The organism is Mycobacterium sp. RTGN6 (assembly GCF_033804605.1).
Classification (GTDB): Bacteria; Actinomycetota; Actinomycetes; order Mycobacteriales; family Mycobacteriaceae; genus Mycobacterium.
Map to the genome: position 1 here is coordinate 227,556 of NZ_JAPZKZ010000010.1, position 19,702 is coordinate 247,257.

General features: G+C 64.4%; 19 protein-coding genes. 9 read left to right on the plus strand and 10 right to left on the minus strand.

The features are described 5' to 3' along the window. Window position 1: 1 nt before the first annotated feature. Window positions 2–712, minus strand: a complete 711-nt coding sequence (locus SLQ33_RS24360; RefSeq protein ID WP_319456452.1) for a TetR/AcrR family transcriptional regulator — start codon at window positions 710–712, stop codon at window positions 2–4. A gap of 190 nt (window positions 713–902) precedes the next feature. Here SLQ33_RS24360 and SLQ33_RS24365 point away from each other — a divergent pair, with 190 nt between their 5' ends. From SLQ33_RS24365 to SLQ33_RS24385, 5 genes are all read left to right on the plus strand, one after another. After that, window positions 903–1,877, plus strand: coding sequence for an enoyl-CoA hydratase/isomerase family protein (locus SLQ33_RS24365; RefSeq protein ID WP_319456453.1), 975 nt, complete (start codon window positions 903–905; stop codon window positions 1,875–1,877). Window positions 1,878–1,881: 4 nt separating this feature from the next. Then, a complete protein-coding gene (locus SLQ33_RS24370; protein ID WP_319456454.1) occupies window positions 1,882–2,841 on the plus strand; it encodes an alpha/beta hydrolase in 960 nt (319 codons plus the stop codon). 117 nt (window positions 2,842–2,958) lie between these two features. Beyond that, window positions 2,959–3,411, plus strand: a complete 453-nt coding sequence (locus SLQ33_RS24375; RefSeq protein ID WP_319456455.1) for a hypothetical protein — start codon at window positions 2,959–2,961, stop codon at window positions 3,409–3,411. 1 nt (window position 3,412) lies between these two features. Continuing rightward, entirely contained in the window at window positions 3,413–4,966 is a 1,554-nt protein-coding gene (locus tag SLQ33_RS24380) for a hypothetical protein (protein WP_319456456.1), read from the plus strand. 13 nt (window positions 4,967–4,979) lie between these two features. Next, window positions 4,980–5,663 carry a DUF169 domain-containing protein gene (locus tag SLQ33_RS24385; protein ID WP_319456457.1) on the plus strand — a complete coding sequence of 228 codons (684 nt, stop codon included), beginning with the start codon at window positions 4,980–4,982 and terminating at the stop codon, window positions 5,661–5,663. Between the two features lie 298 nt (window positions 5,664–5,961). Here SLQ33_RS24385 and SLQ33_RS24390 read toward each other — a convergent pair whose 3' ends face one another. Continuing rightward, a complete protein-coding gene (locus SLQ33_RS24390; protein WP_319456458.1) occupies window positions 5,962–7,737 on the minus strand; it encodes an acyl-CoA dehydrogenase in 1,776 nt (591 codons plus the stop codon). Window positions 7,738–7,847: 110 nt separating this feature from the next. Here SLQ33_RS24390 and SLQ33_RS24395 point away from each other — a divergent pair, with 110 nt between their 5' ends. Further along, window positions 7,848–8,432, plus strand: coding sequence for a TetR/AcrR family transcriptional regulator (locus SLQ33_RS24395; protein ID WP_319456459.1), 585 nt, complete (start codon window positions 7,848–7,850; stop codon window positions 8,430–8,432). Between the two features lie 59 nt (window positions 8,433–8,491). Here SLQ33_RS24395 and SLQ33_RS24400 read toward each other — a convergent pair whose 3' ends face one another. The 7 genes from SLQ33_RS24400 to SLQ33_RS24430 form a co-directional block, all read right to left on the minus strand. Then, the gene (locus SLQ33_RS24400) at window positions 8,492–9,340 is read right to left on the minus strand and encodes an alpha/beta hydrolase (RefSeq protein ID WP_319456460.1); all 849 of its coding nucleotides are present in this window, start codon (window positions 9,338–9,340) and stop codon (window positions 8,492–8,494) included. Window positions 9,341–9,381: 41 nt separating this feature from the next. Next, a complete protein-coding gene (locus tag SLQ33_RS24405; protein ID WP_319456461.1) occupies window positions 9,382–10,383 on the minus strand; it encodes an NADP-dependent oxidoreductase in 1,002 nt (333 codons plus the stop codon). A gap of 140 nt (window positions 10,384–10,523) precedes the next feature. Further along, complete coding sequence (locus SLQ33_RS24410) at window positions 10,524–11,450, minus strand: short-chain dehydrogenase/reductase (protein WP_319456462.1); 927 nt, start codon at window positions 11,448–11,450, stop codon at window positions 10,524–10,526. A gap of 62 nt (window positions 11,451–11,512) precedes the next feature. Further along, a complete protein-coding gene (locus SLQ33_RS24415; RefSeq protein WP_319456463.1) occupies window positions 11,513–12,115 on the minus strand; it encodes a TetR/AcrR family transcriptional regulator in 603 nt (200 codons plus the stop codon). Window positions 12,116–12,303: 188 nt separating this feature from the next. After that, window positions 12,304–13,107 (minus strand): strictosidine synthase, encoded by an 804-nt coding sequence (locus SLQ33_RS24420; RefSeq protein WP_319456464.1) that lies wholly within the window; start codon window positions 13,105–13,107, stop codon window positions 12,304–12,306. 44 nt (window positions 13,108–13,151) lie between these two features. Next, a complete protein-coding gene (locus tag SLQ33_RS24425) occupies window positions 13,152–14,012 on the minus strand; it encodes an alpha/beta hydrolase (RefSeq protein WP_319456465.1) in 861 nt (286 codons plus the stop codon). Window positions 14,013–14,559: 547 nt separating this feature from the next. After that, entirely contained in the window at window positions 14,560–16,068 is a 1,509-nt protein-coding gene (locus SLQ33_RS24430; RefSeq protein ID WP_319456466.1) for an amidase, read from the minus strand. Between the two features lie 107 nt (window positions 16,069–16,175). Here SLQ33_RS24430 and SLQ33_RS24435 point away from each other — a divergent pair, with 107 nt between their 5' ends. Together SLQ33_RS24435 and SLQ33_RS24440 are read left to right on the plus strand one after the other, a co-directional pair. Further along, window positions 16,176–16,757: a TetR/AcrR family transcriptional regulator gene (locus SLQ33_RS24435; protein ID WP_319456467.1), complete on the plus strand. Its 582-nt coding sequence runs from the start codon at window positions 16,176–16,178 to the stop codon at window positions 16,755–16,757. Window positions 16,758–16,881: 124 nt separating this feature from the next. Continuing rightward, the gene (locus tag SLQ33_RS24440) at window positions 16,882–17,232 is read left to right on the plus strand and encodes an SRPBCC family protein (RefSeq protein ID WP_319456468.1); all 351 of its coding nucleotides are present in this window, start codon (window positions 16,882–16,884) and stop codon (window positions 17,230–17,232) included. 71 nt (window positions 17,233–17,303) lie between these two features. On the opposite strand, the gene SLQ33_RS24445 is transcribed toward SLQ33_RS24440, so the two are convergent. After that, complete coding sequence (locus tag SLQ33_RS24445; RefSeq protein ID WP_319456469.1) at window positions 17,304–18,599, minus strand: helix-turn-helix domain-containing protein; 1,296 nt, start codon at window positions 18,597–18,599, stop codon at window positions 17,304–17,306. Window positions 18,600–18,744: 145 nt separating this feature from the next. Between SLQ33_RS24445 and SLQ33_RS24450 the strand changes: the two genes are divergently transcribed. Continuing rightward, window positions 18,745–19,701, plus strand: a complete 957-nt coding sequence (locus tag SLQ33_RS24450; protein WP_319456470.1) for a 3-hydroxyacyl-CoA dehydrogenase — start codon at window positions 18,745–18,747, stop codon at window positions 19,699–19,701. Window position 19,702: the final 1 nt, after the last annotated feature.

Sequence of the window (19,702 nt, forward strand, 5' to 3'; positions counted from 1 at the left end):
CTCACACGGGGTCCGCAGTCATCGCGAGCGATGCGGCGACTGCAGCAGTGTGAGAGGCCTCGGTCAGCTCGGCAGTGTCACCCAACCCGACCAGCACGTTCACCATCATCGGTTGCAGGACCTGGCGGACGGGATCGTCGAACGGTGCGAAATGTTCGCCCAATTCCAGGGTGACGAATCCGTGGACGGCGCTCCAGAGTTGGGGAGCGATCGTTTCAGGGGGTTCGTCGCGACGTACGCGGCCGCTGCCCACCAGTAGCGCGCATGCCTGGACCAGATGCGCGTAGGCCGCTTGGAATTCCTCGGACCGTCCGCTTGCGCCCGAATGCGCGGTCTGTTGCGGCCGATAACTACCGCGCGTGGAGAGTCCGAACATCAAGTCGTAGAGGTGGGGATTCTCCTGAGCGAACTTGCGATGCGCCAATGCCATCGCGAACAGAGTGGTGACCGGATCGTCGCTAGCGGGAGCGGTGACGAAGGCCCGACTCAGATCCCGAAATCCCTTGTCGACGACGGCTTGGAGTAACTCGGGCAGTCCGCCGAGGTGGTAGTACACCGCCATCGTCGATACTCCCGCGGCCTCGGCAACCGATCGCGCCTTGATCTCAGACGGCCCCTTCTGCGCGAGCAACGTCGTCGCAGCCTCGACCAGTCGCTCGACGGTTTGTTCAGGAGCCAATCGCGGCGCCGTCTCCTTGCGGGGTTTGGCCATCGGAGCCGCACACCTCCTGTTAGGGCTACTTAGAAGTCGTGAAAACGAGGCTACAAGCAAGGCGGGCACGTCGTCCGACGGCGCTCGGCGAAGACGACGTCTTTCAGGCGGGGGTTGTCATGTGTGACCCAGCGCACTATCTTTGTAACGAAGTTTATAACGAAGTTCTAGCAGAGGAGCGCCAGCTCTCATGTCTCCCCAACAGCACATCAGGCGTCGAATCAACACCGAGGAACTCGACGGTGGGGTGATCGTCGCGCGTTTTGATGGTGACGACCTCGGACTGTTCTGCCGCGACGATGCTCCTGAACTGTCCGCCCTCGTCGAGCGCGCCGACCGCGATCGTGACGTTCGCGCCGTGGTGTTCACCGGGTCGCATCCGCACCGATTCATCAGTCATGCCGATCTACGGTGGCTGCAAGAAGACGGTTCGGTTATTCCGCCGGTCGGACGCGGCGTCACGAGCGTGGTTGCCAGGGTCGCCCACCAGTTCGGCCGCAACAAGCTCACCCGTTGGGTAGCGAGCAAGACGCCGATGACGGGCGCCGTCCAGCTCGACCACGTGCACGAGACGTTGCTCCGCATGACCACCAGCTCCACGATCTTCGTCGCGGCCCTCAACGGGTCGGCGCTAGGTATGGGCGCAGAGCTCGCGTGGGCGTGTGATCTGCGTTTGATGTCCGAAGGCGACTACGTCATCGGGCATCTGGAGGTCCTGCTCGGATTTCCGCCCGGCGCCGGTGGCACTCAGCGCCTGCCTCGGCTCATCGGCTCACATCGTGCGCTCGTCGCGATCCTGGAGGGACGGCCCTTCTCCTCCGAGGAAGCACTGGCAGTGGGGGCGATCGATGAGATCGTCGCCGCCGATCGGCTGATTTCCCGGGCCGTCGAACGAGCCGTATATCTCGCCGCGCGACCGACCGAGGCGATCAAGGCCATCAAGCGGGCAGTGAACGTGGGTGGATCGTTGTCGATGGCCGAAGGGCTGCACCTCGAACGCGCCGAATTCCTGGCCTCACTGCCCCAGCGGCAGGCCCAAGAGCTCATGCTGCGCTATCTACGCGCTACCGCCGAAGCCGGTGAGTTGCCGCTGTACCAGCCCGGCGGATACGCCGCCGCCCTCGCGCACGGAAACACTGCCGTCGACACCACGACCAAGGTCTGAAGACATGGCACGAAAGGCAACGGCCAAATTTCGCCGCCGCACCGTGGACTTCCGGTCGGGCGACTCCTTCTGCTCGGCCTGGCTATACCTACCGGTTACTGCATCCGAGGCACCAGCGCCCGTCGTCGTGATGGGGCACGGTTTGGGCGCCACCCGGGAGCTGGGACTGGCGCCATACGCCGAGCGATTCGCCACTGCCGGCTTGGCAGTGCTCGTCTTCACCTATCGCCATCTTGGCGACAGCGGCGGCGAGCCACGCCAACTGTTGTCGATGTCCAAGCAGCTCGCCGATTGGGACGCCGCCATCGAGTACGCGGCCGGCCTGCCGGAAGTCGACCGTAGCCGAGTCGCGGTGTGGGGAAGCTCGCTGGGCGGCGGGCACGCCATTGCCGTCGCTGCCCGCCATCCAGAGCTTCGCGCCGCGGTCGCTCAGTGCCCCTTCACCGACGGGCCGGCTTCGGCGGGCTCGCTCGGTGTGCGGGAATCCTTGGTGCTCTTCGGTTTCGTGGCACGCGACCTCCTGGCGGCGATGCGAGGCAAGGAGCCGGTCTGCGTGCCCGTGGCGGCCGCACCCGGCCGGCCGGGGCTCATGACCGCACCCGATGCGCTGCCAGGGATGCTGGCGCTGCTTCCTGACGGCTACGAGTGGGTGAACCGTGCAGCGGCTCGAAGTGTGGTGAGCCTGATCCGTTATCGACCGGGCCGATCGGCCAAGAGAATTGCCGCGCCGATCCTGATCTGCATCAGCGCAACCGATTCCGTCGCCCCTCCGGTGCAGACCGAGCGTTATGCGCGCCAGGCGCCACACGGCGATGTTCGGCTCTATGCCGCTGGACATTTCGACTTCTACCTCGGGGACGCATTCGAACAACTGGTCAGCGAGCAGGCAGAGTTCTTGGTCAGCCACCTGCAACCGACGCCTGTTTCGAGCGCCCCTTCCGGGCTGACCGCCACGGACGGGTAGCGGATGTCGAATGCAACGCTGCGAATGTTGCTGTGGTTCCTCGGGCAGTGCATCGAGCAGGGAGCTCGATTCATGCCATCGGTGCGCTCACAAATCACCCGAACGCTGACCTTCGAGTTGTCGGCCGGCGAAAGCGTCGCCCGGCATTGGGCCTTCGACGGGCAGTTACGTCGCGCCACAACACATTCCGGACATGCCACGGCACCGGATTGCTCGGTGCACATCAACTCGAGTTGGCAAGCTCTGCGCACGCTGAGCTCGCCGCGCACGGTCGACAAGATCGTGCATGGCCTCCACGACAGCACGGTCGAGCTTCATGGCAGCGCGTTCGTGCTGCTCTGGTTCTACGGCCTGACCCGAAAATTCGTCAAGATCGGCCGCGCAAGCGGACCCCGCCACCGGATACCCGATCCGTACCTCGCCCATGACGACGCCGCGTGCGGGGCCGAGACGATCGTCATCGAGCCGGCCGTCGTGCGCCTTGATCCAACGTGGACGGCCGCATGGAAAGCGCGCTCGACGTTATCGATGGTCCGCGCCTGCACTGACGAACCCATGCTGGAACCCTGACATGACAACGACATTCGCGCGTCACGCGGATACTTCAGCGGCCGCGGAGGGACTCAACGACCGATCCTTGGGCTGGCTGAGGTTCCTATGGGACAAGGCCACCACCGACGACGATTGGTCCGATCAGGGCGAGCCGCATCTGTGGTGGGACCGCTACAGCGAGCCACCGATGTGTGCCTTCCCCCGGTTCGATCTCGCCATGATGGGCTACGTCCTGCCGATGATGCTGGAAGCGACCCCGGCGTGGCGGGAGGGCTACACCCGGATCCTCGACGAGTTGGCGCGTCGCTACGTGAGCTTCTGGGGCGGCATCGACTGGAACACGCTCATCGGGCCCGACCCTGGCGTCGACAAGTATCCCCCCGAATGGCTGATGGTGGTGCCCGAGCATCTGCGCGGCCGGTACTCCCTGCCGGGCTGGACCGGAAACGGCATAGAGCCGTGGGGGCTGCAGCCGGACCCGGTCGGCTGTGACGGCAACCTGTTCTATCGGGGGTGGCTGAACCTGCTGTTGGGCATGCGCCACTACGTGTCGGGCCAGCCGACACACACCACGCCGTTCGAGGTTTCCGGCTACCAGAACCGACGGTTTTCTTGGACGCACCAACGGATTGCGCAGTTCATCTCTGATCAGCTGGTGGCGCGACCGCAGGGGGCGCACTGCGAGAACACCAAGATCTGGCCGTTCTGCATGAGCGCCGCCGGGTTGGGTCTCAAGCTCTACGACTCGTTGTTGCACACGTCGGTCAACGAGCCGTTCGTGGATTGGATTGCCTTCGCCAAGAAGCACTACATGGGCCGTGACCGGAAGGGCCGCATCGATTGGGTTGCGTTCTACTACGACCCCATCGAGCAGGCGACGATGACGTTCCCGGGTCCGCTGAACGCCTACAGTGCGCTCTGCCTCCTGCACTACATCTATCCGCAGGACCCCCAACTCGGCATCGACCTGTATGAGTCTGCGATGCGTCAGCTGGGCTGGAGCAACCGCAAGGTGCCGGTCGTTCAGTTGGCCGACGACCCGCAGATGCTGTCCATCGGACTGTGGATGGCCCGTGAGATCGGTGACACGACTACCTGGGAGCGTCTGCGCGCGGTATCGGAAAGCCAGTTCGAGCCACGGTTTTTCGGCGAAGACAACAGCCGCTTCGCGTACTGGCTCGGCCGAGGTGAACCATGGCCGCGGGGCCAGCTCAACGCCACCATGATGATGATCGAATGCGCGGCCCCCGGTGCCTGGTCGCGGGTGTTCACTTCCCCGAACACCACCATGTACGACGAGCCAGCGGTGCGGGACGTTGACTACCCGTTGATCGGTATTCGACGTACCCACAACGATATTGCCCGCCGAGTGCTGGAGCTCGACACTTTCGCCGCCACCCCGTCACGACGGGGAACGCCGACGACGTTAACGGTCGACAACCTCCCGGACGACGCGGCGATATCGCTGGAAATCGACAACCACACCTGCGACACCTGGCACCGGTCACGATCCGGTGCCGTAGCGATCGACCTCGACATCGACACCCACCGGATCCGTCTCACCTACTCCTGAAAGGTATGCGCACGTGAACAATTCAGCCGTTCTGGCCCGCCGATTGTCCGAGCTCCTCGGTCTCACCGACGCACCGGTAGCAGTGAGCTTCGACCCTCCCCCGCACGCCGACACCGCGACGCCGGTTCCGGCGCAACCGGCCGGATGCTGTTTTTGGGGACCAGCACAGCAGCGCCGCCTCGACACCGTTGCGGCCGATCACGCAAACTGCAGCGTCGGCAGTTACACGCATGGCCTGATCCCACTCGAACAGGCCGCCGCCGGCGCGGACACCGCCGCCCTCGTGGGGAGCGGCTGGGTCGACGAGGCCGACCTTATGGCCGCGGCCGCATTGCCGTTCCGCCCGTCCTCGATCACCTACCAGCCGCTGGCTGAGGCGGAAGACCCGGACGTGGTCCTGGCCAGACTCTCACCGACCGCTTTGATGACGCTGCTCGGAGCCATCCCCGAGCTCATCCTGGCCAGCAAGCCACAATGCGTGATCGTTCCCCTCGCCCACGCCGGGCAGGTCGCGGTGAGCCCTGGATGCGCGGTCAGCCGGACCCGGACCAACCTCGGAGCAGACGAGTTGACATGTGCGATCCCGGCTCGTGAACTCGAATCGCTCATCGAGCGTCTGGAAGCCTCTACGGCCGCGGACCGAGCCGTCAGCGAATTCGCGGCGGCGGACATGCAACGCAACTTCAGCACGGTCTGACCGTCATTCAGCTCGAGAAACTCCATCCCACCCGTCAGAGAAAGGCCGATGAACCATGTCCGACTACATAGCGGGCCTGTCCTGCCTTGCGCTCGTCGTGTCGCCACTATTCATCCCGATAGCCGTCACCGTCGTCGATTGGGTCCGTAACCGGCGCCCTACCGATCCCGCCGACACACCGGCCGCCGGGACTCCACACCATGCACCGGAACCGAAGGCTGTACGACGCGCCGGGTTGGCGTGAGTGCCTGCTGTCGAGGTGCGGAGCCGAAGGTGTTCAACCCCACCAGCCCAGGTTCTAGAACCAGGCGGCGTGGGCCTCGACGGTGGTGCGATCGAGGCTGGCCAGCAGCTCGAACTGCGGGCCGACCTTCGGCAGCTCGTAGGTGAAGAAGTACTGTGCCGCCGCGCGCTTTCCCTCGTAGAAGTCGCCTTGATGGTCGCTGGCGGCGATCAGCTGCTCGAGCCAGATCCATGCCACCACGATGTGACCGGCCGCCTCGAGGTAGATCGTCGAGTTGGCCAGGGTTGTGCTGACATCGCCTGCCGCCCAGAGGGTCGCGGTGATGTCGACCAACCGCAGCACGGCTAGGCGCAGATCTCTCGCGTACCCCGCGGTGTCGTCGGACTCCAATGCCTTGTCGATGGTCTTGTTGATCCGCTCGGCCAGCAGTGTCAGCCCAGCGCCGTCCTGCATGACGACCTTGCGGCCGAGCAGGTCCAGGCCGTGAATGCCGTGCGTGCCCTCGTGGATCGCGTTCAGGCGGTTGTCGCGGTAGCACTGTTCGACGTCGAACTCCTTGGTGTACCCGTATCCGCCGTGCACCTGGATGGCCAGGCTGTTGGCCTCCACGCACCACTGCGACGGCCAGCTCTTGGCGATCGGGGTGAGGACCTCCAGCAGCAGGTGAGCGCGATCGCGGTCGGCGCCCGTGTTGGTCCGCTCCTCGTCCACGAGCACCGCGCAGTACAAACCGAGCGCCAACGCGCCCTCGACATAGGACTTCTGCGCCAACAGCATTCGCTTGACGTCGGCGTGCTCGATCAACGCCACCTGCGGCCGGGCCGGGTCCTTCGCGTCGACCGGACGGCCCTGCGTGCGCTCCTTGGCGTAGGCAAGCGACGCCAGGTACCCGGCGTACCCGATCGCCATCGCCTGCATTCCCACCTGGTTTCGCGCCTCGTTCATCATGTGGAACATGTAGGCAAGGCCCTTGTGCTCCTGACCGACGAGATAGCCGACGGCGCCGGGTTCGTCCGCGGTCGCGAAGGTGCCGTCGCCGAAGTTCAGCAACGCGTTCGTGGTGCCGTGATTGCCCATCTTGTGGTTCAGGCCGACCAGGGCGACATCGTTACGAGTGCCGTCGGGCAGGAACTTCGGGACGATGAACAGCGAGATGCCCTTCACGCCCGGTCCGCCCCCGGGCGTTTTCGCCAGCACGAGGTGCACGATGTTCTCGGCCAACTCATGGTCACCGCCGGTGATCCACATCTTCGTACCGGTGACGCGGTAGGTGCCGTCGGCGGTGGGGGCGGCCTTCGTCGTGATGTCGGCCAGCGACGAGCCGGCGTCGGGCTCGGACAAGCACATGGTGCCGAAGTAGCGGCCCTCGAGCATCGGGCGAACCCATGTGTCGATCTGGTCCTTGGTGCCGTATTCGGCGAGCAGGTTGGCGTTGCCGACGGTCAGGTTGACGTACGCCGCCGTGCTCGGGTTGGCCGCGCGGAAGAACGACAGCGACGCCTGCGCCAGCACCGTCGGCAGCTGCATTCCGCCGATCGCCTCGTCGAAAGAGCCCGCCAGCAGGCCGGCTTCACTGAACGTGTCCAGCGCGCTCTTGACCTCGTCGATGATCACGACCTTGCCGTCGGGGCCGACCGAGGGCTGGTTCTGGTCGCTCTTCTTGTTGTGCGGCGCAAAGCATTTCGTCGCGATGTCCTCACTTAGGTCAAGGACGGCGTCGAACGTGTCACGGGAATGTTCGGCGAAATGGTCGCGCTTGGTCAACTCCACAACGTCGAGCCACTCATAGAGCAGAAAGTCGACATCACGCCGCGAGAGGAACTCAGCCATGTCGGGGTGGCCTTTCGTGTCGGCATTAGCGATCGCTCATTTTATGAGCGTTCGCTAATAATGCACTTCGCGTCGACGCATGTCAAATGCGTGTAGGATCACCGACCGTCATGACCATCGATCGAAGCGCAGATTCAGCTGCGGCCGAGCGCATGCGGCGGGCCGCGATCGACGCGTTCGCGGAGGCGGGATACGGCGGCAGCTCAACGCGACAGATCGCCAAACGCCTCAACATGAGCGCGACGGCCATGTACCCGCACTACCGCTCCAAAGAGGATCTGCTGTATGCCATCGCGATGGAAGGCCACAGCAGCCTGCTGGCCGCGCTGAAGGAGACCGACGACCCCACCGCCAGCTACACCGAGCGGCTGCGGGCGGTGGTGGCCGCATTCGCCGCCTGGCACGCCGAGAACCACAAGCAGGCCCGCGTCGTGCAATACGAACTGCACGGCTTGACGCCGGCCCACTACCGCAGGATCGCGCCATTACGCCACCAGGTGACCGACGTCATCACGGAGATCGTGGCCGGCGGCGTGACCGCCGGCGAGTTCAACGTCGACAACGTCGACGAAGTGGTGATGGTCATCTCGTCGCTGTGCGTCGATGTGTGCCGATGGTTTCCGTCCAAACGACACCGCGACGCACACAAGCTCGGCGACGTGTACGCCGGAGTGGCCGAACGGCTGGTGCACTGAACATGCGCCGGGCAACCAGAGCCGATCTCAGTATCGAGTGTCTGGTCAGTCCAAAGCGATTACCAGAGAAATTCCAGAACCTGCGGCACGAACTTCTCGTGGCACTGGAACACGCCGCCGTGGCCGGAGTCCGGGTAAATCCGGAGCGACGAGTTCGGGAGCCGGTGGGCGAGGTCGAACGACGCCCTGGTTGGGAGCATCCGGTCGTCCTCACCATTGGCGACGAGCACGGGCTGCTCGATCGAAGAAAGGTCCATGGGGTCCTGGGCTCCCCATCGGTGAATTGCGAAGAGCTGCGCGGCAACTCCCCGTGGTGAGGTGCGCTTCACGCGGTCTCGGGTGCGCTCCTTGAGTCGGTCCATATAGGCCGTCGCCGCAGCCTTGCCGTTTGCCGTCCGGGTAAAGAAGAGGTAGGGCTTGGGGTCGTTGAGAGTGAGCAGCCCATGCAGCGTGTCGCCGATCAGCCTTCTCGAGAAATTGCCGACGCCGTCGCCGCCCGCTGGCCCCGTGCCGGCAAGGATGATCCTGCGGACCAACGCGGGCTTCTTCGTCACGATCGCCTGCGAGATGAATCCCCCCAGCGAGAAGCCCATCAGGTCGACTTGCTCGAGGCCGAGTGCTCGGGTGAAGGCGATGGCGTCGTCTGCCATGGCCGAAACGGTGGTGGGCGTTCGCCCCTGAGTTCCGCCGATGCCGCGGTTGTCGAAGGTGATCACGCGCCGCTGTGACGCAATCCCGTCGATGACCCGGGGGTCCCAGTCGTCGAGCACCGCGGTGAAGTGGTGCAGGAAGACAACGGGCACCCCGGTGCTCGACCCGAACTCGCGATAGGCGAACCGCGTTCCGTCGACCTCGACGCTCATCGTCGGCGAGCTGTTCGCAGTCCTTGGCTCGGCGTGCTGGCTCATCGTTTCCTCTCGTTCATGGCCTAACTGATTGGCGCACAACATCAGTCGTGCGTGACGATGACTTTTCCGGCCTTGACTTTGCCGCTCTCGACGTACGCGAGCGCTTCGAGCGTCTGGTCGAACGCAAAGGTTCTGTCGATGACCGGGCGGAGGTGGCCCGCGTCGTAGAGGGCGGCGAGCTTGCGAAGCTGCGAACCACTGGCGCACATGAAGAAGAACGAGTAGCGCACGCCGAGCTTCTTGGCGGCACTGCGGACCTTGCGGCTCAGGAAGGACAGCACGAGCTCGAAGGGCTTCGGGGCGCGAAGTTGTTTGGCGAATCCGGCATCGGGTGGGCCTGCGACGCCGATCGCCAGGCCCCCGGGTTTGAGCACGGTCAGCGACTTCATGAGGTTGTCGCCGCCGAGCGAGTCCAGCACGAGGTCATAGCCGGAGAGGACTTGGGAGAAGTCCTTCTTGGTGAAGTCGATGACGACGTCGGCTCCGAGCTCGCGGACGAGCGCCTCGGTGTCACCGGTGGTGGTGGTCGCCACGTGCGCCCCAAGGTGTTTGGCGAGCTGGATCACGGTGGACCCGAGCCCTCCGGCACCGGCGTGGACGAGCACCTTCTGTCCGGGCTTGACTTGGGCCTTCTCGACCAAGATCTGCCAGGCGGCCAGGGCGACCAACGGGACGGCGGCAGCCTCGTGCAGAGTGAGCGAGGCCGGCTTGTGCGCGACATCGTTCTGGTCGATCGCGATGTATTCGGCGAACGTCCCGATGCGTAGGTCGCGGGGCCGCGCAAACACCTCGTCGCCGACCTTGAAGTCCTGGACGGTCGCACCGACCTGAGTCACGACACCAGCGACGTCGTGGCCGATCACGAAGGGGGGCTTGTATTTGATGAGCTGCTTGAACTCACCGTTTCGCACCATCTTGTCCAGTGGGTTGATGCTGGCCGCACTCACCCTGACGAGGACGTCACCGCTGCCGACCTTCGGCTCCGGTACCTCTGCGGCGCGGATGCTGTCCTTGCCGTACTGCGCGACGACGAATGCCTTCATGTCTGTTCTCTTCCATCGGAGATCTTGCTCGCGGCTTCGGATTGGTCCCGACCCGAGATAACTTCGTTATAATCAACGGTAACTTCGTTATGCCTATTCCGCAAGGCGCAGGGTCGTCGTGAAAAGTCGGGTGAAAGGCGCTATCGAGCGACGGGTTCAATCGCCGCGGCGTTGGCCGAAGCGACTGAGGCCGAATGATTTTCGGAGCGAGGGACGAGTTGGTCGTGTCTTCCCAATGCCTCGACCTCCCGCTCGAGCGTCGGAGTCACCTCAGCCGCGAATCGCCTCATCCATGGCCATGCGGCCGGCGAGTTCAGGGCGGCCTTCGCCCAGTTGGCGACTACAACGGCACGCGGCACGTAGACGCGGCTGCGCCGGCGCACCAGTCCCTGGACGATCGCAGCGGCCGCACGGTCGACGCTTGTGGTGACGTTGCCCGGATACGGCAACCGCGCGCGCAAAGCCTGGAATGAGGGCAGGTCCTCCTCAGCGCCTCGGACGAGATCGGTGTCGATCCACGAAGGGTGGACAAGCCCGACAGTGATCCCAAGGTGCGCCACCTCTTGGCGGTACGCGAGCGCGAGCATCTCGACTCCGGCCTTGCTTGCGGCGTAGGAGGCCAGCCCGGCAATCGGTGTGAAGGATATCGCCGATGCCACCACCATCGCGTGGCCTCGATTGCGCTCCAGATGGGGCGTCGCGTACTTGAGCGTGCGGAAGACGCCGTTCAGGTTGATGTCCAGGACTCGCTCGAACGATGCCTCGTCAGCCTGCCGCACCGTCCCATACGCGGCCACCCCGGCATTGGCGAGGACGATGTCGATGCCGCCCATGGTCTGTGCGCAATCATCAATGGCCGACCGCAAGGCGGCGCCATCGCGCACATCGGCCTCTCGCCAAGACGCACCAGCGCCCAGGTCGTCGGCGAGGGCGCGCAACCGATCGGGCTCGAGCCCGATGAGGGCCACGCGAGCGCCACGGGCGGCGGCAAGTCGGGCCACCTTCTCCCCGATTCCACGTGCGGCTCCGGTAATTACCAGCTTTCGACCCGACAGGTTACGACGCATGAGGTCAGCATAACTTCGTTATACCCCGAGTGCAATGGGTCACGCCCGGTCCCTACGATGTGTCAAGAACGGAGGAGGACGCGTACTTGGTTCTCGATATCGTGCATTATTTCGTCGACGGAGCTGGCGATGTTGATCGTCGCCGCCATGCTGAGCAGCATGGCCGAGGATATGGTGCGCGCGAGCGTGACAGCGTCGGTGGGGCTGATGTTGCGATCCCGCTGTAACGCGGCAGCGATCATTTCCTCTGTTTGGAACATCAGCCCAAGAGCTTCACGGTGATGAGGTTCGTCAGGGTCGCCGAAGACTACTTCCCGCAGGTACGTACGCCCGTTGTCGACTTGGGTGCGGTTGCATTCCACAATCGGACGGATGATCGCGATCACCGCGTCGAACACGTCAGTGGTCCGCTCCGCTGCCGCTGCGCCGTCCCTGATTGCGGTGGCGTAGCTGGAGTTCTGCACCAGCAGCAGGAGCTCGCTCTTGGTCTTCGCGTAGAGGAAGAGCGTGCCCGTGCCAATGTCGGCCTTGTCGGCGATCTGCTGGGTGGTGACCTCGTCGACGCCGCACTGGCCAAAGAGCTCCCGAGCGGCCGCAGTGATGCGATCGAGCTTGTCCTGTTTGTTTCGCTCGCGCCGACCGACCGGCTTGGACACTGTTGACATGCACTGTTCCTCACGCGGGTGAATATGAATACACTCGTTTTTGAGTGTAGTCACCATTAACTTCGGCGCCGACTCGCACTGTCAGCGCAGACTGGCCCCTCGATCACTCGCGGGGCCAGTTTGCGTTCCGCGAAGCCGAAAGGCGACCGCGAATCGCGCGAATCATGTTGAGCTCGAGGATCTTCCGCCTACTGCCGGTAGTGCGACAGAATTGCGCCGTCGCTCACAAACGTCAGGGCCTCGGATACCTCGTAGGCATGGATGGCGGACGCCACCGGTGCCAGCATCTCGGAGAGGTTCCCGGCCGCATGGCGCTCGAAGAACGTCGCGCGCCCGTGCGCGTCCGCGAACCCCAGGATCAGTGAGGCGTGGAATCGTTCGCTAACCGGGTTGTCGTGCGCGACGTCCGGTGTGTCCCACAACTGCTCGATCCAGGGCAGGAACGTCTGGGTGCGCAGCTCCTTCAGCACCCCCGTGTCGACGAGCGCGGGGACCAGGTCATTCTTGATGACCTTGCGGAAGTCCCTGGCGCTGACACCGTCCCTCCTGCGCAGGTAGGTCAACGCCCGAGCGCCGACTTTCTCGCCGGGCCCGGCGACTTCGTACCAGCGCGACGAGTTCGGCGGCCCGGCGTAGAGCAGGGTGCGGCGAAACACGTTGATCTCATCCTTGTAGGCCAGCCGGGTCTGCGCGCGCCCCAGCAGCGGCGACAACGTGGACCGGAAGGTGACTTCGGCAACGCCGTCGACCTTGCGATCGGCAGGGATCCTGGTCTCGACACCTTCGGTGGCGGGCCAGAGCCCGGGGTTGATTTCGGCGAGGTGGATCTGCCGGTACTCATCCAGCCCGGGGGTGGCCGAGATGATTCCCGAGTGCGGGCCCTTCCAGTGGTCCATCCCTGTCTGCCGGGGCTGGTCGGTGCGCACCCACAGCAGGATGGACGAGGTGAGGCTCTTCGCCTCTACCTTCGGTGCGGACGCTAACTTGCTCATGATCATTCCTACTTTCGTTGTTTCGGTGTGGTCCGGGATGGCGGTCAGCTGCCGAGGAACTCGGCGGCGACGGGGGCGAACTGCTTGTGGAACTGGAAGACGCCGCCATGGCCCGAGTCGGGGTAGATGATCAGTTCGGAGCCCTTGATGCGGCGGTGCATATCCTCGGAGAGCACGGAGGGGACCATGCGGTCGTTGTTGCCGTTGGCGATGAGGGTGGGCTGGGTGAACTTCGACAGGTCCGACGGAGCGGAGCGGCCGAACTTCTGGATCGCCTTCAGCTGGGTCCGGAACTTCGTGATGCTGATCGGCTTGTCACGGTCGACCGTGCGCTCCTGCGTGCGCTTGACGAAGGTCTTTCCGGCGGCCTTGCCGGCGGCGTTGCGGTTGAAGAACAGGAACTCCCTGGGGTCCGACCGGGTGAGCGTCGCGCGGAGGATGTCCCAGTAGGTGACGCCGACGACCTTGTCGATGTCCTTGCCGCCGCGCGGCCCGGTTCCGGTCAGCACGAGCTTGCGGACGAGATCGGGGTGCTTGACGATCAGATCCTGGGCGACGAAGCCGCCCAGCGAGAAGGTGAACGCGTCGATCGTGTCGAATCCGAGGGCCTTGATGAAGGTATAGGCGGCGTCAGCCATCGCCTCGACGCTGTCGGGCACCTGCCCGGTGGTGGCGCCGACACCCTTGTTGTCGAACGTGATGACGTGGCGGTTCTTCGCGATGGCGTCGACGATGCGCGGGTCCCAGTAGTCCATGGTCGCCCCGAGGTGGACGAAGAAGACGACGGGGATGCCGCCCTTCGGCCCCAGCTCCCGATACGAGTAGGTGACGCCGTCGGCACGGATGGTGCGGGTCGGTGCTTTCGCGTACGAGGTGATGATTGGTTCGTTGTTGCTGGTGCTCATGATGAGCCTCCTAGGTAGTCGATAACTGAGTATGCTCAATTATGAGCATAGTCAATTTATCCTGTCAAGTGCCAGCGCCCATCGATTCGTTCTCGCCGTCGAATTCGTGCGACACCGACGACCGACTTCGATCCGTCGGCTGGTCACGAGGGGTTTCCGTGGTGGGCTGCGCAGACACGGGCCAACTCCACCGCGCGGCGGCCGAACCCCTCGCCGATGAGCAGCAGGCCTTCACGGACGTGTTCCACTGACACGATTGCGCCTGAGAATCGGTATCCGCGAAACTGGGAACAGATCGGAATGGAGTCGGTCGAGCAGTCGGGCCGGTAGATGGAGTGTTGGCGATGCTCGTCGTCAGCAAGTGGCCGCTGAGGGCGTTGAGCACCGACAGGCGGCACACGAGGCGCTGGCCGCGGTCACCGATCCAAACGTCGATCCTGACCGGCGAACATGGCATCGCGCCTACGCCGGCCCTGATCCCCATGAAGAAAGTGGCTGCCGAATGCAGTTGGTCGCCGACAACCTCTTCTGGATTGCGCGGGAGTTGTCAGGCGGTGCTGATGACGGACGAGCGGTGTTGCGGCGGGATGCGGTAGCCGCCCAGGATCTCGGTGAGCAAGGCGGCGAACTCCACGGTGGTGCGGTCTCCCCCGGACGGTCCCATCACCTGGATGCCGATGGGCAGACCCGCCGCGTTGGTGGTGATGGGCATCGTCGTCGCTGGAGTTCCGGCGATGTTGGCCAACGCGCTCCATTTGGTTTGGTCCCAATAGGAGCGGGTGACACCGTCGACGTCGATGGTCCGGCCAAAGCGGTCGTGATCCTTGTTGTGATGGCCGGGTGCAGCGGTCGGTGTGACCGGCAGCAGCAGCACGTCGAAGTCCTTGAAGAATCCGGCCCAGCGGTGTGCGATTTCCCGACGTGCCGCATCGCGGAACAGCCACGCCCGGTGGCTTTGGATCGTCCCGCGCAGAGCGGCGGCAGCGTCGCCGCGCGGGCTCATCAGTGAGCGCGCGGCAAGGGCACCGGCGAAGCGCGGACTCATCGTGGAGCGGTCGACCGAGAATGCGGCCATCACCAAGCTCAGGAAGAGGTCGTGTGAGGTCGTGAGATCTACGGGGAGACTTGCGGGTTGCTCGACGACCCGTGCGCCGGCGTCGCGCAGCGCGGTCACGGCGTCGTCGATGGCTCGGTGGGTATCTTTGTCGATTGGGCAGGCGGCGTCGTCAGCCCATATCGCGACACGGAAGTCCTTGAGCCTCGTTGCCCGCGGCGGAGCGAGGGTGTAAGAGAACCCGCCGTCGGGGTTCAGGGGGCCGACGGTGGCTTCCAGCGCAGGGATGATGTCGCGGGCACCCCGCACCTGCACCCCCGCACAGGCCATGTCCGGTTCACCCCACCGCCCGGGATCGCCAGGCCCACCGGGGATGTGGCCGGCCAGAGGAACCGACTGCCACGTCGACTTGTGTCCGTAGAGGCCACAGAAGTGAGCCGGAATCCGGGTGGAGCCACCGATTTCGGACCCGTAGTCGAAGCTCGTCAGCCCGGCCGCGGTCGCGGCCGCGCCGCCACCGGCTGACCCGCCGGATGTGCGCGAACGATCCCATGGGTTGTTCGTCCGGCCGAAAACTGGATTGCTGGCCTGCACGTCCGCATTGCCGGTTGGCATGTTGGTCTTGCCAACGATGATGGCTCCGGCGCGACGTAGTCGGGCGACGGCCTCGGCGTCCTGGGCCGGCACGTAGTCGGCCAGGTCGGGTCGACCACATACCGTGCGCATACCCGCGGTCTCATAGCTGTCCTTGACGGTGATCGGAAGGCCGTGCAGGGGGCCGAGATCAGCTCCCCTCGACCGCGCGTCATCGGCCGCGCTCGCGGCTTGCCGCGCAGCGTCCGCGTCGATGGTGACGATCGCATTCAGCGAGGCGTTGTGCGTGCTGATGCGCGAGAGGTACAGCTCGACGAGTTCGACGCTGGACAACTCCCCGGCGGCTAGCGCCGCAAGTTGTTCCGTTGCCGTCAGCCAGGCGAAATCGTTTGAGGCCAAGGAGGACACAGACTTCTCTTTCTACTGGTGGCGATGGCCAGTGAAACACGCTCGGTATACCGATCAGTCTACTAGCTAGGTCGCCACCATAGTAGACCGAATGGTATACTACAAGTATGCGAGTAGCAGAGCGGCTCACGTCAGCCACGGCCACGCTGATGCAACGACACGGAGTCGCCGGCACCGGTATTGCGGAGATCTTGTCGACCAGCGGCGTGACGCGCCGGTCGATCTATCTGAACTTTCCCGGCGGTAAGGCCGAACTGGTCGCGGCGGCAACACGTTCAGCGGGCGACGAGCTGACAACGACGTTGCGTGACTGCATCGACAAGCCGGATCCGATCAGGGCGTTTACGAACGTCTGGACGGAAACCTTGATCAGCACTGACTTCGAAGGTGGTTGTCCGATCGTGGCGGCGGCATTCAGTCGTGCCGAAGCCCCCGAGGCCGCCAGCACCGCCGCCGAGGTGTTCGCCGAATGGGGCCAGCTGCTAGCAGGCAGGCTCCGTGACGACGGCATCAATCATGCTGCAGCCCAATCGTTGTCGACAACAATCGTCGCCGCGCTCGAGGGTGCAGTCATGCTTTCGCGCGCCGCGCGGTCGACCGAGCCACTCGAGCAGGTCACTCATCACCTCGACGAACTCGTCGCTCAGCACCGTCCGGCTCAACCCCGAGCTCGGCGCCGTCGGCGGTAACGCTACCCGCCCGCTGACTACACCGACCAGTTTACAGCATGGCCATCGGCGCGTACGGTCACATTAGTACACCAATCGGTTTACTAGTGTGACGCGCCCGAATCACCGATGGAGTCGAAGCCTGATGGCGAATCCTTTGACGAGTTCGATCAGCATCGCCAAACCCCCCGGAATCCTCTGGAACCTGTTGACCGCAGCCGAGGGACTCACCGACTGGTATGACAACTGGGATGCGGTTGACTACACGGGCGATCGAGGGTTTCTGCGAGTCGGGTCGACGTTCCGCCTTTTGCGCCAAGGCAACTCCGCATGGTGCCGCGTCACGCTCGCGGATCCACCGCATCTTCTTCGTTGGCTCGAGGTCGCCGACGGCGGGGTAACGGTCGCCGTCGAATTCCGCCTCAAGTCAGATGAGACGGGCGGCACCGTACTTATCCACACCAAAACGGCGATCGAACCCGATGCCGCAACGTAAACCTGTCAGTGTGCTCTGGGGATAGGTTGCGCAGCGTGAAGCTCCGGCCACGACCGGAGTGATCCCGGTCGCTAACTGACCCGGTCGGATTCAAGTCTTCCCAACGCGGGCAATAGGGTCAGCGCGACTTGGAGGTCAAGCGCGTCGGCGCCGACAGTGCGTCCGAGGAGGTCCTCGGCCTGCCGGACTCGGTAGCTGACGGTGTTGGGATGCACTCCTAGGCGCGCTGCCGTCCGGGTGCGGCTGCGATTCTCGCGCAGATAGGTCGCCAGCGTGATTGCCAGCCGGAATGTGAGCTCGTCATTCGCGGTCAACGGCCCGAGGATGCTGCTGACGAATGCCGACGCGTGGTCGCCGTCCGCGGTACACAGCGCCGCAACGGCGACGTTTCGGTACCGAGTGATTGGTCCACCTTGCGGCGCGACCAACGCGGCCACCCTCCGCCCATGGTCGGCCTCGTTGTGAGTACGGCGGAAGCCCTTGAGGTCATAGCCGGGCTCGCCCACCGCGATGCTCACTCCCTCGGGCAAGCCCAGCGTTCGCGGGCCGTCCTCGAAAACGTCCATGGCATCCGTTGCGAAGGCGCCGCGGCCACTGAGCCAAGCGGCCACAGCAAGAGAACCCGACGGATGGGTAATGCTGGTTTCAGCGGCGACAGACCGGGCAATCTCGGCGACCGACGCACTCAGTGTCGATAGCGCGTCACGCTTGTCAGGGACGTGGTCAACCCACGCGAGCACACCGATGTGGTGGCGAGTCAGGTCATAGCGCAAACGTTTTGAGGCAGCCTGGCCGTCACGCTCGCGGTCGCCGAGGATGTCCTCGATCGCTGCGGCCCGAGCCGCGGCAGCGCCGCGCATCCAGGTCTCCCGCTCCAACTCATATGCGTCATTGGCGCGGGTCATCGCCCGATCAACGAAGGCGAAGAGCCACCCCGTCGTCAATTCCAACGCCGTCGCAAGATCGGCCGCGTCTCGTGAAGCCGCGGTGATACGAGTGAACAGCCACTTCCACACCTCGTCCTGTGCCAGACGATAGAACCGCATGTGGCCGGCGAGCGGGACGTGCCGCCAGACCGAAGAACGAAATATGGCAGCCGTCGACGGCGGCAGCTCGGCCCGTGTCGGGTCCCCGGCGACCTCAATGATCTGGGCCAGCTGTCGCAGGCTCTCCTCGGTGCTGGCCAGTGCCTCTTCGACGATCTGAGCATCGGGGAACAGCTCCGGCACCTCTGCCTTGACACGGGCGACCGTCCGCTCGGCAAGCTCAGCGGCAGAGGCGCGCATCTGCGCCGCGGTGGGCTGCAGCACTTCTCGCCACACGCGTCGCGCAGCGGGTTGCCGCATCGGCGGCCAATCGACCTCCATGCCGCTCGAATCTACCCGCGGTTGTTACCTCGTAACAACGGGGCACGAACATGTTGGCGTTTGTGTACGAGCGGACGACCACACAAGCGCCATAAATTGTGCCAACACTCACATTGGTGCTCGGTTGATCGGAGGGAAGGCCCTAGTGTCCCGTCTAGACAGGGTGACGCTGCTTGGATCTGGCGTGCTTGGCGGTCAGATCGCTTGGCACTGTGCGTTCAAGGGCAAGTCGGTCGTCGTGTACGACATCGCCGAGGACGCCATCGCACGCTGCCAGGCGGCCCAGGACCAATACGCCACGATCTACCAGTCCGACCTCGGCGCCACCGACGCGGACATCGCCGCCACGAAGGAGCGGCTGACCTTCACGACCGAGCTGGCCACTGCAGTGGCGCGGGCCGATCTGGTGATCGAGGCGGTGCCGGAGATCCCCGACGTCAAGGCCGCCGTGTACAAGGAGCTGGCTGAGCTCCTGCCCGTGCACACGCTCATCGCGACGAACTCCTCGACACTTCTGCCGAGCGACTTCGCCGCGGCAACCGGGCGTCCGGAGAAGTTCTGCGCGCTGCACTTCGCCACCACGATCTGGCGGATGAACTTCGCCGAAGTCATGGCTCACCCCGCCACCTCCAACGAGACCCTCACCGAGGTGACGGAGTTCGCGATCGAGATCGGCATGATTCCCATCCCGGTTCGCAAGGAGCACAACGGCTATGTCGCCAACAGCTGGGTCGTCCCCATGCTCAATGCCGCGCAGACCCTGGTGACCAACGGGATCGCAGCACCTGAGGACGTCGACCGCACGTTCATGATCGCCGGATCCCCCGTCGGCCCGTTGGGCATGATCGACATGATCGGCATGACGACCACCTACAACGTCCTCGCGCACTGGGGACCGGTGAACGGCGATGCGCAGATGAACGCCAATGCCGACTACCTCAAACAAAACTTCCTCGACCGAGGCCTACTCGGAATTCAGACCGGCAAGGGCTACTACGAATACCCCAACCCCGCCTACCAACAACCCGAATTCCTCGACGTCCCAGACATCTCGGTCGTCCCCAGCATCGTCGCCAAGATTTCGGCGTCGGGAGTGGAGTGAT

Bases quoted from the DNA above. Each gene is read 5' to 3' on its own strand.
- SLQ33_RS24360 (WP_319456452.1), bottom strand. From the start codon at position 712: ATGGCCAAACCCCGCAAGGAGACGGCGCCGCGATTGGCTCCTGAACAA.
- SLQ33_RS24365 (WP_319456453.1), top strand. From the start codon at position 903: ATGTCTCCCCAACAGCACATCAGGCGTCGAATCAACACCGAGGAACTC.
- SLQ33_RS24370 (WP_319456454.1), top strand. From the start codon at position 1,882: ATGGCACGAAAGGCAACGGCCAAATTTCGCCGCCGCACCGTGGACTTC.
- SLQ33_RS24380 (WP_319456456.1), top strand. From the start codon at position 3,413: ATGACAACGACATTCGCGCGTCACGCGGATACTTCAGCGGCCGCGGAG.
- SLQ33_RS24390 (WP_319456458.1), bottom strand. From the start codon at position 7,737: ATGGCTGAGTTCCTCTCGCGGCGTGATGTCGACTTTCTGCTCTATGAG.
- SLQ33_RS24395 (WP_319456459.1), top strand. From the start codon at position 7,848: ATGACCATCGATCGAAGCGCAGATTCAGCTGCGGCCGAGCGCATGCGG.
- SLQ33_RS24400 (WP_319456460.1), bottom strand. From the start codon at position 9,340: ATGAGCCAGCACGCCGAGCCAAGGACTGCGAACAGCTCGCCGACGATG.
- SLQ33_RS24405 (WP_319456461.1), bottom strand. From the start codon at position 10,383: ATGAAGGCATTCGTCGTCGCGCAGTACGGCAAGGACAGCATCCGCGCC.
- SLQ33_RS24410 (WP_319456462.1), bottom strand. From the start codon at position 11,450: ATGCGTCGTAACCTGTCGGGTCGAAAGCTGGTAATTACCGGAGCCGCA.
- SLQ33_RS24415 (WP_319456463.1), bottom strand. From the start codon at position 12,115: ATGTCAACAGTGTCCAAGCCGGTCGGTCGGCGCGAGCGAAACAAACAG.
- SLQ33_RS24420 (WP_319456464.1), bottom strand. From the start codon at position 13,107: ATGAGCAAGTTAGCGTCCGCACCGAAGGTAGAGGCGAAGAGCCTCACC.
- SLQ33_RS24425 (WP_319456465.1), bottom strand. From the start codon at position 14,012: ATGAGCACCAGCAACAACGAACCAATCATCACCTCGTACGCGAAAGCA.
- SLQ33_RS24435 (WP_319456467.1), top strand. From the start codon at position 16,176: ATGCGAGTAGCAGAGCGGCTCACGTCAGCCACGGCCACGCTGATGCAA.
- SLQ33_RS24440 (WP_319456468.1), top strand. From the start codon at position 16,882: ATGGCGAATCCTTTGACGAGTTCGATCAGCATCGCCAAACCCCCCGGA.
- SLQ33_RS24445 (WP_319456469.1), bottom strand. From the start codon at position 18,599: ATGGAGGTCGATTGGCCGCCGATGCGGCAACCCGCTGCGCGACGCGTG.